The following is a 14040-nucleotide window of genomic DNA, read 5'->3' as shown; positions in this document are numbered from 1 at the left end:
CGCGGCGCTCCGGGATGGGCGGGGGGCATGGCGAGGGGGCTATTTTTCCTTCAACGCCCGCACGCTTTTTTCGGCGCTGCGGCCCAGGACGTAGCCGCCGACACCCAATTTTAACAAAGCCCACAAGTCCGGTGGAATTTCCGCCGCCGGCGTGCCGAACAGGGGAACGACCAGATAATTGTTGGCGATGATGACGCCGAACAGCACCATCAGCATCGGCCGCCAGTTGCGCTGCAGCCAACTGTCGCCTTGCGCCTCGGCGCGGATAATGTCGGCGGCGGCCTCGATTTCGCGAAAGCGGCCCTGAAGCGTCATTTCCTGAAGCCGGGATTTTATTTTCTGGGCCTCGTCCTTATTCTCCACGGTCTTGTCGATGATCGAGAACAAGCCGCTGAGTAGGGGGGCGATAATGGCGGGTAGCATGGTTTTCTCCTACTCGATGTCGTTATAAAACAGATGACGTCCGATTTCGACCGAGGCCGCCTTGCCGCGCGCCCAGGGTGGATTGATATTGCAGGCGTGATAGTGAGTGGCGCCCTTCGTCTCGTCACGCAACAGCCCCGCCTCGGCGCGCCGGGCGATGCGAAGGCAGCTGTCGAAAATCCGGTTTCCCGACCGCACGGCGAGGATTTTACGGCGGTTGGGATCGCTCTCGTTCCAGCACGAGAACTGCCAGGGTTTTTGGCAGACTTCGGCGATGGTGTCGCCCCACCAATAACCGCCGCGCGTTTTCGCGCGCGCTACCCGATTGATGACGACCGCGGCGATCGCCTCTTTTCCGGCCAGGCTTTCGCCGCGCGCCTCGCCGTACAGGGTGCGCGCCAGGATATCGACCGTGTGGCGACGATCCTCGGGAGGCATGGCGTTTGTCGTCGGTCGTGCGCCATTTTCCTTGGCGGTGGCGGGTATGGGGGCGGTCATGCGCCACCGCCCACGCGCGGGGCGCGTTGCTGGTCGAGTTTTTCTTCAATTCGGATTAAGTGGCGGGTGAGGCGGCGTTCGACGTCCTTAATATAGGCGATCGAGGCGTAGGATTTCGCCACGTCGAGTTTGTAGGCGTCCAGGTTTTGGCGTAGGTGAACGAGCGCCAATTCGACGTTTTTTTCGACGTCGTCAATAGCCTCGCGGGATTGGCGGGCGGTGCTCCAGATAATCCAGAATAACCCCGCCAAAGCGGGCAGCTCGACGACGGTGATCCACCAGACCAGAGTGATGTTCCAGGCGTGACTCATGAGGGATATCTCCTATCGGTATGCGGTTTTGGACAAAAAAAACCCCGCGCGGGCGGGGCTTCGGATTTGAAATTTTGGTCTCGTGACCCTAGACGCTGAAGTCGGTCACCGCCTTGTGCGGCGTCGCGCCTGAGCGCCAGCGCGCGCGAAGGTCCTTGCGTCCGGGAAGGGGGCGGCGCGACAGGCGCACCGGCTCGTCCAGGAGGCAACCGGACACCGCGTCGAGGCCGTCATCGCGCATTTTCGCGCCCGGACGCCATTCGCGCATTTCGGCGATAAACGGCGTTGACCACACCCCGGCATGGGCGTGGAGCGTGCCCGCCGCCAGGGGGGCGTCGAAGGCGTCGATAATACGTTGCGTCTTGGACGTGCGGCTGGCCCGTTCGACCACCGCGCAGGCGACCCCCCGCTCGGCTAGGGTGCGGCGCAGCAGGCCCGGCAGGAAGCGCCCGATGCCGTTGGTTTCCAACGTGATCGAGGGCAGGTGAAGGTCTTCGACGAAGATCGCCACTTGGCGGCACAGCTGGATGGCTTCGGCTTCGGCCGCGGTCCGGTCCGGATCGTGTTGTAGATACGCTACCCGGTGCAGCCAGTACGATCCCTCCTCATCGGTGAACACGCAGGCGATGACGCTGGCGTCACCCTTGCCCGGCGCGCCGTAGGCCGGATCCCACCAGCACGAGGCCGAAACCAGGCGACGCGCCCCAAGGCGCAGCGTCGCCGTGGCGTTGCCCTCGACATAAAGCAATTCTTCATCGTAGCGGCGCAGAAGATCGGGGTCGAGCCGTCCATCGGCATAGTTGGCCGGACGCAACATCATCTGGCTCTCGAATTTGTTGGGACCGGAACGCAAGCGCATACGCGCGATTTTCTCCAAGGGATAACGCTCCGGCCAACGTGAATGCCCGTCCTCGTCGAGCACCGCCAATTCCAACCGTTTGAAGGCGCTCAGAAAGGGGACTTCCTCACCGGCGTCCAGGCGTGGCGTTTCGGCGTATATGGTGTAATAGGTATGCGGCGTGCCAATATAAAGCTGCACCCCGCCGGGAACGATCACGTAATCGATTTCATCCAGGCGCTGGCGCAGATCGGCGCGTTTTTGCGGACTGTCGCAGGTATTCGGTACCTCGACGTCATCGCAAATCACGATGTCGGCGCGCGACCCGGTGACGTTGGCGCTGATCCCCTTGGCCAACATCGACGGGTCACGCAATTCGCCCTCGCGGTTGACGGTGAACTGATCGGACGCCCATTGATCCGCCCGCTTGGGCTTAAGGCCGGCGCATCGGGGGTGGCGTTCGATGATCCGCTTAACGTTGCGCGTCATCTTGCGCGCCAGCGCTAGGTCGGCCGCCAACACCATGATCCGGAGCGTCGGATCGCGGCTTAACATCCAGGCGCAAAACAGGCCGACCAGGGTCGATTTCCCCGAGTTGCGAAAGGCCATCAGCAGGAGTTCATGCGCGTTCTCACGCCAACATTTTTCGAGCCAACACACCATGGTTTTGTGCAATTTCGGGTATGCTTGATCCTGGGCCGCATTCCATTGGGCGACGAAGGCGTCAAACGTGTCGTCTTCGAAATCGTGCGAAACCGCGGGGACGCGTGACGGGTTGCGCCGGGCTACGCCGTGACCATCCATCGCCTATCTCCCGACGGCTTCGGTTGTGTTTCGTCCGCCGAGGGGCTGTCCGATCATCAGGTAGACGTAGGTCCCGCCGAGGGCGTTGGTGGCCGCCAAGGTGGTCCGTGTTTTGACCCCGGTTGCGGTAAAGTCGGTAAGGACGGCGGAGGTATCCTCCACCGCCGTCGCGTCGGCGCGAAGGTAGGCGCTACGGGGGTTGGCGGGCGCGCGCACGTCGTCTTGGATATACCAGCCGTCCGCGACGTCGGTGCGCTTCGTCATCGTCCACACCGGACTTATGTTTGCGTTCACGAACGGTCCGTCGGCGAGGCCGTTGCCGGTATAGCCGCCGACCTTGATAAAGTCGCTTTCGGCGAAGATGTAGGCGATCATGGGGCTTCCCGCGGCGTTAACGTGGTCAAAATTCCCCAAGGTAATCAATTGCGCGGTCGGCGCGGTATTGTTCCAGGCGGACACGCTGGACAGCGTTGCATAGGTATCCTGCAACAAGAGATAATTCGTGGCCCCCAGGGACCGGTGATACACCATCCACTGCCCGATTCCGAGGACGCGATTTTTAACAATCACCACCGCGGGTTTCTTGCCCAGGCTATGGGGTATCGTCGCCCCCAGCGTTGCGTTTCCCGTGTAGGAGACGATGCTCATGCCCAAGGTGGGGTTGCATCTTTCCTCCGTCGGCGTGATGGTCGGCGAACCCGCCCAACCGGAGGTCACGATGTTAGGCAGCTTCGCGCACCAGGCGACATAGGTATCCCCGATGCCGTTATAGTTGGCGTCAGTCAGATTGTACGCCCAACCGTCACCCGACATCGATGAGATCGCGCCCGTCGCCGCCTCCACATTCGTAAGATTTGGGTATATTTCCCCGGACGCCGGGGCTATCAACCCCCTGACGCTATCGAACAGGACGTGATTGCTGATGAGCGATCGGGATTTTACCCACATGAAGTCGGGTCGGAACCCAACCCCCGTAATGGTCGGCACGCCCCCGGTATACGCCACCGTATTGAAATGATCATGGACGTTCTTGCCGGTGACGGGGGTTAGGCCGTTTGTCGTCAACACACCGTATGTTTTGGACAGATACGTCGTTCCAACATACGCATCGTTAAAATCGACATCCCACTGGCCGCCGGTGGAGACGCCGCCGACGGCGTTGAATACGAAGATGTAATTTCCGGGCGGGATGGTTTTTGCGCCCACGCCGACACCGGACCTTATAAATGTTAATTCGCCGCTCACCGGGTCGCACAGCGGGACAATAACGTCGCCGTCGATCCATCCGCCGGCCCACACGGACCACGCCGCCCCGTCGAACCACTGCCCGTCGGCGCGAAATGCATACAAAGTTCCGGTATCGACATTGCGCACGCCGACGAAGGTCGAGGTCGCCTGGCCGATATGCGTGATTGTCGCACGGCATCCCGTTAAACCGGAAAAATAAAATGTGCTCTCGGTTCTGCAATAATTGGTGTTTGCCGGGGCGGTCACGACGGTCCGGTTGCCGTTTCTATAAAAAAAACCGCCCGCCTTCGATAGGTTTGTCGCCGGGTTCAAAACGGCATGGTTGTTCGTCGGCGTATCCGTGCTTTGTGTCACGATTCCGGTGGCAATAAAATTATTTCCATTTCCCGACACGTCCGCGCCCAGCGCCCCGCCATTCTTGAAATTGAGGTAAAACCCGTTGGCCCCGTAGGCCGCCACGTTGGGCTTCTTGGGCGTCCAGTTGCCCGAAACGGGGTCGGTTTTTCCGAAAATGGTTGGGGTCAGGGTATGGCCGTCGGTAAAGACGGCGGCGGCAATATATCCCGTATAATCGTATGGGGCTGCGGAATGGTTATACCCGATCGTCCACGGGTAGGACGCGGACAACCCGCCGCCAAAGGCGGTCGTCGGGTACGTCCCCGTCACCGATTGGAGGTCGCCGTTGACGTATATTTTCACGCGGTCCGCGGCTGTCGCCGCCGAAGTATTCACCGCCACGAGAACATGCATCCAAGCGGAAACATCCCGAAAAACGGCGGTTGTCGTCAATCTGAAAGACGTGTCCACCTGATTGGCGATATCCACGGCAATCTGGTCTGTGTCCATAATGCGAACGATCGTGCTAAACGTCGGCGCGGCGTCTGAAAATAATGACCTTACCGTTCCTGTGGCTGTGGGTTTCACCCAACAGGAAAACGACCACACGCCACCGTTTCCCGCCACCACGGGCGTGCGCGACAGATATCCGGACACGCCGTCGAGAAGGGCGGCGTCTTTGACGGCGTCGTTTGCGCCGGTGGATGATGAAAAGGGGCTGAGGATCATACCCATCACGCCAACTCCCCTTGCATGGTGAAAGTGACGCCGCGTCCCGGCTCGGCGTTGCCGGTCTGGGTGCAGGCGAACGTCAGGCGGTCGCCCGCAGCGACGGCAGTTGTCGCCAGCACGCCCGGTGTTAGCGTCGTGGCGGCGGCGAATTGTGGCTTGGTGGTGTAAACCGAAACCCCGTTGAGCAGGACGTCGAAGACCGCCGCCGCACCGGTGGGGGCGAGCGCGATGGCGGCGACCTCGCCGATCAAGGACATCGCCCGCGCCGCGACGATCTCGCCGTAAACCCGCACCGCCAGCACGTCCGGGGCCATCGTGCTATCGAAACCCGCCGTGAAGCCGATGTCGTAAGGTCGCGCCGGGGCGGCGAGCATGGCCACGCCGACCCCGCCGGTAGCGACCGACAACGTGCTTCCGGTCTTACTCAGTCCCGCCCCCGCCGCGGTGTACGACAGGTTGCCCATCTGCCAGTCGGCGGCCGACTTATCGAGGTAAAGATCGCACCATTCCGTGGCGTCGAACATCACGAACGAGGCCAGTCCGCCGACCGTATCGGTCCCATTTGGCGTGATCGTGACCGTGTTCACGGCGCTGCTTTTGTTGATTCCAAGTAGGCGGTTGTCCGCCTCCCCGGCGCTGGCGGGCAGGTTGACGGTGACATCGCCCGCCGTGGTATCGACGGTGATCAGGGTGTCAACCGTGGGCGCGGCGATGGTGTAGGGGCTATCGGCAAAGGCGATGTGAACGTGTCTGTCGTACTTGCCCACGGTGGCCGCCAGTGCGGTGGCGGCGCTGGCGGCGGCGTTGGTTTCGGACGTTGCGGCGCTGGCGGCGCTGCCCGCCGCCGCCGTGGCGTTGGCCTGAGCGGCGGAGATTTGACCGGCCGCCGGGCCGTTGGCGATGCCGTTCGCCGTCGCGTTCCACATCAATGTGGCCCCGGCTGCGGGATCGGGAAGCGTCAGGTCGGCCGTTGACGACGACGTCATCGCCCGCTGGGGCGTGCGCGACTGAATTTCGGATAATTCCTGAAGTACTGCGGTTTGATAGTCCAACTCGTCGTTGATCACTTTAGCGCGAAATTCGCCGCTTTGTTGAAAATCGCTGGTGCGATGAATGGACAAATTGCGGCGCAGCGTCACCAAGGCGCCGTTGCCGGGAGCGATGGTGAACGTCACGGCGCCCCCGGTGTCCGCGCCCGCGCCGCTGACGGTGTAATCCACGCTCAGGGCCTGCGTCGCGCCGCCCAGATAAACCGCCAGATCGCCGTTGTTGAACACCGGAAAGGGAAATGTGAACTGCGTTTGCACGCCGTCGCCAACGTATTGAATACGCGGCGAAATATCGTTAATCCGTATATGTGTCGTCACCGATCATCTCCTCTACAGGGGGGATGCCCGCATCCTCCGTTTGGTTTTGTTTTCGCCAAATGAGAATCCCTTACGAGCCTTACCCTCCCCATTGCTTTTTTGCGAAACCCAATCCGGCGTCCAGAAACGACGTTTGCTGATCGAGCAGGTTTTTCTTTCTTTGAAAGGCGTTCTGGCCGAGCAGGGAATTACGCGCGAAACTCTGGTCGGTCAGGAAATTGCGGCGCTGTTTCTCGCTTTCGCTGATCAAGCCGTTCATGACGGCGTCCGCCGAGCCGCCCACGCCGCCCATGCCGCGCGCGGCGGCGCTGGCCCGCCGCGCCGCCAGGGCGCGGCTCAGGTTTTCTTTATTCTGGGCGTCAAATCTTTTTCGCGCGTCGGCCTGCTGTTGCGCCTGAAGGGCTTCTTGCGCCCGGCTCTGGGCGTTTTGTAGTTTGCGTTGTTTATTTTGTTGATTGGCGTCGAGAAGCATGTTTGCTCCCGATAAGATGATCGGCAAAGCCGTCGCAAAAGCCGCCATGGGTCGTCTCCTTTATTTCTGCTTTATTTCCGGGCCGAAAATATTCGGAACTAGGGTCAGGACCTCTTCATCCCGTCCTGCAGGAATTTGTGAAAAATGCCCCAGGAACGTCGTCGAAGACTTTTGAAAGTGAACGGCACTTCCGGCAAGTCTTCTCCTAGGCCTGTGACATTTTTCACAAACCAGACGCACCAGATGAAGAGGTCCTGACCCTAGGCGTTGATATTCATTTCGGTGGTGACCGAAAGTAGGGTGAAGGGCAGTGGGGTGTCCTGTTCGATCCGCCACAATGGGGCGATGCCGTTGCGTCGCCAGCCTAGGGCGCGCACCGTCTTATCGCCGGTATAAAGGACGATCGGCGCATCCAGGTATGTTTGGCCAAAGCGCTTGAAGGGAATTTCCGCGAGCCCCTTTCCGGTATCCAGATACAGGGCGCCGGTATTCTCCAGGCGGAAGGTAACCGAGATTGGGCGCACCTTACCGCCCTGAACGCCCCCTCGCTGAGTTGCGACCGACGGTGGCATCGGCTCGATCACATGGGCATACCCCAATCCGGCGACCACCGTGCTGGCGGGGTAAGACAGCGTAATCTGTCCCGCGCTGACGAGCGCATCTGCATGGACGGTATCGTCGGCGAAGACCTTCACCGACATCCCGTCCAGATGCGATAACCCCGACCAGACATCCTGGGGCGCGGCCGCCGACATCGACACCCCGCCGTCCACATTCAGGGTTTCGTCGAAGGCTTCGATATTGTATTGGGCGCCGCGGAGAACCAAAACGTAGGTTTGATCCCCCACCACCGCGATCGACCTAAACGCGCCCTGGGTCTGCTGGGCGCTCCAGGCCGTCACTTTTTCGGCGCGGTAAACGGTCACCGTCGCGATCGTGCCGTCGCCCATCACCTGGTGGAACAGCCGCCGCTTCTTGTCGAAGTCCTGGTCCCGTGGCGCATTGATCAGGTGCCGGGCGAGCAAGGCGAGGTCCACCGCCTGATAGGCCTGTTCGACATCGGTGAACAAAAATTCGCGCAGTTCATGGCCGCTGCGCGAGGAGAATAGGGTCGCGCCATCGACGTCGCGCGGTGGGACCGTTCGGTCGGTGAGAGAGCCGACCCGCGTTTGGCGCTTGATCTGAACGCTGCTCGGCGTTAGCGGCTCGCCGGAAACCATCCATTCCGCTCCCGAGGTGAATATCTGCAAATGACGTCCTGAAAAGACGGCGCGGATGGCGTTGATCTGATCGGATAGGATCGCAAATTCGATGGCCTCGTCGTCCAGACCGGTTCCCAGATCGAAATTGAGAATATCGGACGATTTCGACATCCATAGGCGATTGGGTTCGTCGCGTGATCCGCCAATCACCATTCTGTCTTGATGAAAGCAGACACTTCGTGGCCATCCTCGCACGGTGGAAAAGGCCTGCTCTTCCCAATCTTCGCTGGGTGCGATGGACACCAGGGTTTCCTTGACCGACGCCTGGGCCGAAGTCGCCGAGGACACGGATGTAATTTCAATATCCTTGTCCTGCAGGCGAAAGCGACAACCGACGTGACCGGCTTGAAAGACCGCCGCCGAGGCGGTAACGGTGATCGTTCCGGTGGTGGCGCTGGCCTGAAGGGTTATCGTCCCATCGGTGAATTTATGGTGAGGAACGAAACGCCGCCCCGCCTTTTCGACGTATACCCAGTCTTCCAGCGCCCAGACGCCGGCTCCCGAGCGCACGATTTTCTTGGGCGGAACGTCGGGATGGACGACCAGCATCGTGTCGGCGCTTTGCACCCAGTTCAGTTCGGCGATCTGGGCCGCCGTCCAGGGGGTCGCCAGTTCGGTTTCCTTGACGTCGCCGTGATAAATCTCGACAAAACCGTCGCTGAAGACGAACAGATAAATTTGCGCGACATTGAATTCGAAGGCGACCAGACGGCCATTGCCGCGCGCCGTCGCCACATGCCGTAGCCCGGAACGGCGCGTCAGTCCGCCGGTGGGGTGAATGAAAACATTGCGCAGTTTCATCGCGCCGTTGTCATAGGCGCTTAAATCTCCGCGCCCCAACAGGTGCGGCGACAATTCGCCCGAAGCGAAGCTCGTTTTTTGAACCGTGATCAGGGACATCAGTTGCGTACCTCTATCAAGGAAAAATCTTCGATCCGCCCCGGCATGTCCTGTTGCGAATCGACGGTTTTTGCGTGGCGAAATTCTCGATCGGCCAAGCTGAACAACGCCTGTGAGCGCGACGTGCTTTCCGTTAGGGGGATGCAAAATTCCGCGGCTAGGCGCGCGATTAGGGCGAGATTGAAAAAGGGCGGAAATTCACTTTCCGCGGGACGGAACAAATAGGTGAGCACCACCTCCTGGGCGTCGGTGTGCAGTCTGCGTTCGCTGATGCGGTAGCTCACCCCCCGTCCTCGACCGCCGGACCCGGCGGACAACACCCGCACGAAATCGGCCGGAAGCTGATAGGCGTAAGCGAAATCGGCGATGGGTTGCGCGTTGAGGCGCGCCAGGGTGACCTGACCGGTGGCGAAGCTCCAGGGATACGCCGACAGCAAGCCGTCTCTGACCGGCTGATATAAATTTCCGGCGATCTCGGCTTCCACCGTGCCTTCATCGAACGAGGCGATGGTGTTCGCCCCCAACTTCAGCAACGCGCGCGAACACAGCGCAATCGAACTGAACGCCATTGCGTCTCTCCCTTATCTTCATGGAGTTGTTCAAAAAATCGGGATCGCCGAGGGGAAATAGAGGCCCCGGCGATCCCACCATCGACCCGCCCTTAGTCCAGGTTGGCGGTGCCGATCGCCGTCATATCGGTGACGTCAACCACGCCCGCCGCGTTCTGGCGTACGACGAACAGGCCCGCCGCGGGGCTTACCGCGGTGTTGGTGTTGGCCATGATGATGTCGCCAAGGCGCAGCATATCGGCGGCGGTATTGAAATATCCCGTCGTATCGACGTCGGTGGACACGTCGGCGGTGGTGTAGTGCCACAGCGTGAAACCGTTGGCGTAGGCCAGTACACTGAGATTTTTTGATAGATAAGCCATCGTTTTCCTTCCTTACGCTTCGAGGCAACGCATCGAGATCACGCCCGACGCATCAATAAGTCCGGCGCCTTGACTCATTGCGTTGTTGATGAAGTGCGCGGCGCGGTCGCCGTGCCAGGTGATGTCCGATGTGACGTCGGAGCCGACGGCGTGACCCACTGCGGTCTTGTGGTACCAGTAGCAGTAGCGCACGGCGCCGGTTTTGGTCAGGCCGGAGTGAGGCATCCACAACGCCCCCAGCCAGCGTTTGGCCTGAGTGCCTTTCCACGGCAGTTCGTCGGGGCCGATGTAATCGGCATTGGCGAATTCCGGGATACCGAGCAGTTCCGACCATTGCTTCCAGCCGATCACGGCATACCGTTCACCGTCGTCGGGGACGTCGGCGTCGCCCAGCATTTCGAAAGCGGTCAGGACCTTGGCCTTGGTCAAACCATCGGCCCCGGTGCCCGAATAGTTGGTCGATTTGTCCAGCTCGGCGACGATCAATTCATCGGTTTTACGGCCCAGGGCATAGGCCCCGGCCCGGGTCACCACCTGCTGTTCGTCGATGTTGGTCTTTAACTCGTCGAGCTTGTCCACCCAGTCGCCGGCGTAATAGTCGTAAAGGGGAACCTCCAGCGGGGTGTGATCGACGTTCATCACCGGCACTTTGCCGTGCCGCGCCTTGGTGCTGGCCGTGCCTTTGCCGACCTTCTGAAAAGTGGTGGACGAGCCGACGATGTTGTCCTTGGTGCGCACGGTGTTGCGCAATTTCGATCCCATCTGCTGATATTGCAGATGCACTTCCGCCTGAAAATGGCGGATGAACGAGTGTTCGACGGATGTCGACATACGCTATCTCCTGTTTAGGGTTTTTGTTGAATGGCGCGAACCCCGGTTGTGGACGGGCCGCCGGGCCGGGCGCTGATGGTGTCGGGCCTTGAGGTCGGGCGCGTCGGAGCGACGCGGGCGTCAAGGTTGTCCGGTGTGGTGTCGGGTTGGGGCGAAGCCCTCGGGCCATAGATCCGGCCCCCCCTTTATGTATGGAGCCGAGATGGACCTAAATTCTGGAATGATGGGTTTAAAATTGCGACGTGTCCGGAAGATCCCATCGGCCGGAATGCGCCGCGGTGCGCGCGCCTCATTCGGGATAGAGCGCCTTGTAGCCCGCCTTGATGCGGCGCACGTACGCCGGATCGCGATCGCGCCAATAGCGAGGATCGCGCATCATGGTGCGCAGATCGTCCTCGCCGCTCACGCCGTCGCCGCTCGCTCCGCCGGACAGCAGGCCCGGCTCGCTTTTCTCCATTAGGGCATGCATCGCCAACACGCCGTCGTAGGATCCGGCAAGCGCCTCATAGACGTCCTCCGACAAGTGCTGTTTCCCCCATTGGCCGATCTGGCGGGCGGTCTCACCCCATTTATCCGCGCCGCCGAAATGGGTATGTAATTTTTCCAATTGCGCCTGCGCGCCGACCTCCCCCGTCATTTCGGCGACCAGCGGCATCAGTTTTTCCGAGGCCAAATCATAAACCAGTTGCGCTTGCTCGCGGCTGAAACCCGCTTCATAGAGTCTCGTATTCACTTCGGGATCGGCATCGCCTAGAATTTCAGGAACCTTCAGGGCGTATGCGTCGGCGCTTTGCGGCATATCTCCGCGATCGCCGCCGCCGAAGCGCTTTTCCAGTTCGCCATAGGATTTGATCAGGGCGTCGGTGCGCACCGCGCCTGTCGTGTCGTCCCAAAATTTTTCCGGCAATCCTTCGGGGCGCGTCGCCACCCCGCCACCATCGAAGGGGGACGTGCCGCTATCCGGCCCTTCATTTGCCATCGTCGTCGCTTCCGAACTTGCGGTATCGATCGTCATGTTATTCTTCCTTCTCTGTCTTTGCGTTCATGCGCGCCCCATCTTGCGCCGTAACGGTGGGCCCGCCCGGGCGATCACAATCCCCGTCCCCGGCGCATCAGGGCTTTGATGTGCGCGACCAACTGACGCTGTCCTTCCAGGTGGCGCAGGACGCTGTCGGCGGCTAGGGGGGACAGCGCGCGGTCGAGCGTGACGGCGCTCAGGTGCGCCATCACTTTTTCACCATCGGGAGTGCTCAAACAACGGGCGAAAGCCTTTGCCGTTTCGTCCCGGCATTTCCCGTACGCGTCATCGCCGAAGGGCGGCGTGTCCGCGTCTTGGGCTGTGGTCGCGAACCAGGCCCAACCGGTCTCCTCTTTCTTTGTCATGGCGTAACCCCTTCGCGGTTTGGACCATGGTTTCGGTCATGCCCCCGGTGGTTAACGGGGGGTGTGGCGGTCGGGGCGGACGGGCGGACATCCGCTGCCGCGCCGGAGGAAACAGTGGGGGCGCCGCCCCCCTCCACGGAGGCCAAGAGATCGCCTAGGTGGCCCAGCGCGCCATCCAGGCCGAGGCTCGCGTCAAGTTCAGGGCCAAAGGCATTTTGCGTCGGTTTAATCAGGGCGTCGGGGACGCCGAACGTGCGCGCCAACCAGCGCGCCACGGCGGGACTATCGACGACGGCCATGCCCTCCGCCCCCAAGGCCGACACCGCGCCCAGCCAGTGCATTGTGTTTTGGGCGTCGCTTTGGGCCTGTTGTCGGGCTAGGGGAGACTTGTATTCGATGTCGATGAAGCGCCCGTCGATCACAAAATTCGACAAAACCCCCCTGCGGCGCAAGATCGCGGCCCCTCGCGAAACCAGCGGCGAAAGCAGCTCCGTTTGTAAGCGTCCATAGGTCGCCCCTAAAATCCTGGCCATTTCCGCCGAACGTTCCAAAACCTCGGTCGCCGACATTTTCGGCGCGTTGATCTGTCCCAAGCGGTCACTCAGCAGAGCATGGCGGATGCGCCCACGCATGTCGTCGAGCACGATTTGCGAAATATCGAAACGCCCGGGTGCGCTGAGCGGGGTCAATCCCGCCGAGCCGACGGCCTTGGGGATGATGGTGCCCGGGGCGAGCGTGATGTTCGCCGGGTTCAGCACCCCGTCATCGTCGGCTTGCCAGATTCCGGTCACTGCGATGGAGGCGTTCTTAAGCACCAGTTCGACCACCTTGTTGGCGGTCTTGATGTCGGGAAGGGCCTTCATCACCGGCGAGCGCCCATAAATTTCACCCGGCGCCTTGAGCCACCTGAAATTGATAAACGGCGAGCGGGCGAAATGCCCGGTGGCGAGGAAGCCGCCGCCGTCCTTTTGCCCACCGCGCGACGATGCTCCTTGGTCCAAACCCTCGGCGACGACGAAATAAGAAAAGCCCCGCGCATCGGGAATAACCGCCTCGACGACCCCATATTTGCGATCTCGGTTTTCCTGCCCGCCGTCCTCCAGGCGGCAGAGCACCTCTTCCACACCGGCGCTCTTGAAGCGTTGGCGCATTTGCTCAAGGGTCATCTCGCTGCGCCGGAAGGTGGTGTCCAGGCGCCCCGACGGACTTTCCTCGAAAACCACCTGGTTCAACGGCACGGCGCTAAAGGTAAATGCCGCCGGATCGCCGACCGGCGCCTCTTCCATCAACAGTGAGGCGGTTCCCGCCGTGATTAGATCGAGAAAACACTGGTGCATCTCCAAGGTGAAGTTGGAACGGTCGAAGTGCGTTTGCAATGCCGTCGAGGCCTGTTCGATACCTTCCATCATCAAATCGCGCTCGCCGTCGCCGACCTCGGGGCCGGGTTTCAGTCCGACCCAGCGCGACCACGGCGGCGTTAGGTTGGCGAGCAGCGAGGCCGCCAACTGATCGACCGCATCGGCGGCGGTGGCGTCGAAGAGGGTGTCGCTTTTTCGTCCTCCTTCTGCGGCGGGACGTAGACCACCGTCGTGATGAGGCAGGGCATAGGCGTAACATTCGCGCCAATGTCCTTCCCACGTCGCCCGTTGTTCCTTGGCCCGGCGATAGCGCTTAACGATCGCTTCGGGCGAAATTGTGTGCATG

Annotated in this window: 15 protein-coding genes; 1 reads left to right on the top strand and 14 read right to left on the bottom strand. The window is 61.1% G+C overall.

Annotated features, from left to right (window positions below):
• Positions 1-39 precede the first annotated feature (39 nt).
• The 11 genes from P3M64_RS07195 to P3M64_RS07145 form a co-directional block, all read right to left on the bottom strand.
• Positions 40-423 (bottom strand): 3TM-type holin, encoded by a 384-nt coding sequence (locus tag P3M64_RS07195; protein ID WP_132939391.1) that lies wholly within the window; start codon positions 421-423, stop codon positions 40-42.
• A gap of 9 nt (positions 424-432) precedes the next feature.
• Positions 433-921: a cell wall hydrolase gene (locus P3M64_RS07190; RefSeq protein WP_132939392.1), complete on the bottom strand. Its 489-nt coding sequence runs from the start codon at positions 919-921 to the stop codon at positions 433-435.
• The gene (locus P3M64_RS07185; protein WP_132939393.1) at positions 918-1232 is read right to left on the bottom strand and encodes a hypothetical protein; all 315 of its coding nucleotides are present in this window, start codon (positions 1230-1232) and stop codon (positions 918-920) included. The genes P3M64_RS07190 and P3M64_RS07185 overlap by 4 nt, the downstream gene beginning before the upstream one ends.
• An 88-nt stretch (positions 1233-1320) precedes the next feature.
• Complete coding sequence (gene terL, locus P3M64_RS07180; protein WP_165886341.1) at positions 1321-2874, bottom strand: phage terminase large subunit; 1554 nt, start codon at positions 2872-2874, stop codon at positions 1321-1323.
• Positions 2875-2877: 3 nt separating this feature from the next.
• The gene (locus P3M64_RS07175; protein WP_322111144.1) at positions 2878-5193 is read right to left on the bottom strand and encodes a DUF7483 domain-containing protein; all 2316 of its coding nucleotides are present in this window, start codon (positions 5191-5193) and stop codon (positions 2878-2880) included.
• Positions 5193-6557 (bottom strand): hypothetical protein, encoded by a 1365-nt coding sequence (locus P3M64_RS07170; RefSeq protein WP_132939395.1) that lies wholly within the window; start codon positions 6555-6557, stop codon positions 5193-5195. Before P3M64_RS07170 ends, P3M64_RS07175 begins: the two co-directional genes overlap by 1 nt.
• A 79-nt stretch (positions 6558-6636) precedes the next feature.
• The gene (locus P3M64_RS07165) at positions 6637-7077 is read right to left on the bottom strand and encodes a hypothetical protein (RefSeq protein WP_132939396.1); all 441 of its coding nucleotides are present in this window, start codon (positions 7075-7077) and stop codon (positions 6637-6639) included.
• Between the two features lie 212 nt (positions 7078-7289).
• Positions 7290-9191, bottom strand: coding sequence for a hypothetical protein (locus tag P3M64_RS07160; RefSeq protein ID WP_132939397.1), 1902 nt, complete (start codon positions 9189-9191; stop codon positions 7290-7292).
• Entirely contained in the window at positions 9191-9760 is a 570-nt protein-coding gene (locus P3M64_RS07155) for a hypothetical protein (protein ID WP_132939398.1), read from the bottom strand. The genes P3M64_RS07160 and P3M64_RS07155 overlap by 1 nt, the downstream gene beginning before the upstream one ends.
• A 92-nt stretch (positions 9761-9852) precedes the next feature.
• Positions 9853-10122: a hypothetical protein gene (locus P3M64_RS07150; protein ID WP_132939399.1), complete on the bottom strand. Its 270-nt coding sequence runs from the start codon at positions 10120-10122 to the stop codon at positions 9853-9855.
• Between the two features lie 12 nt (positions 10123-10134).
• Positions 10135-10953: a phage capsid protein gene (locus tag P3M64_RS07145; protein WP_132939400.1), complete on the bottom strand. Its 819-nt coding sequence runs from the start codon at positions 10951-10953 to the stop codon at positions 10135-10137.
• 30 nt (positions 10954-10983) lie between these two features.
• Here P3M64_RS07145 and P3M64_RS07140 point away from each other — a divergent pair, with 30 nt between their 5' ends.
• Positions 10984-11124 carry a hypothetical protein gene (locus P3M64_RS07140; protein WP_165886342.1) on the top strand — a complete coding sequence of 47 codons (141 nt, stop codon included), beginning with the start codon at positions 10984-10986 and terminating at the stop codon, positions 11122-11124.
• Between the two features lie 118 nt (positions 11125-11242).
• Here P3M64_RS07140 and P3M64_RS07135 read toward each other — a convergent pair whose 3' ends face one another.
• From P3M64_RS07135 to P3M64_RS07125, 3 genes are all read right to left on the bottom strand, one after another.
• Complete coding sequence (locus P3M64_RS07135; RefSeq protein WP_132939401.1) at positions 11243-11968, bottom strand: capsid assembly protein; 726 nt, start codon at positions 11966-11968, stop codon at positions 11243-11245.
• A gap of 74 nt (positions 11969-12042) precedes the next feature.
• Positions 12043-12180 carry a Bbp19 family protein gene (locus P3M64_RS14465; protein WP_456119835.1) on the bottom strand — a complete coding sequence of 46 codons (138 nt, stop codon included), beginning with the start codon at positions 12178-12180 and terminating at the stop codon, positions 12043-12045.
• A gap of 152 nt (positions 12181-12332) precedes the next feature.
• Positions 12333-14039: a portal protein gene (locus tag P3M64_RS07125; protein WP_207893173.1), complete on the bottom strand. Its 1707-nt coding sequence runs from the start codon at positions 14037-14039 to the stop codon at positions 12333-12335.
• Position 14040 lies beyond the last annotated feature (1 nt).

It is taken from the genome of Varunaivibrio sulfuroxidans (genome assembly GCF_029318635.1).
Lineage (GTDB): Bacteria > Pseudomonadota > Alphaproteobacteria > Rhodospirillales > Magnetovibrionaceae > Varunaivibrio > Varunaivibrio sulfuroxidans.
Note: the sequence above shows the minus strand (reverse complement) of the source record. Positions and strands in the feature narration are given on the sequence as shown.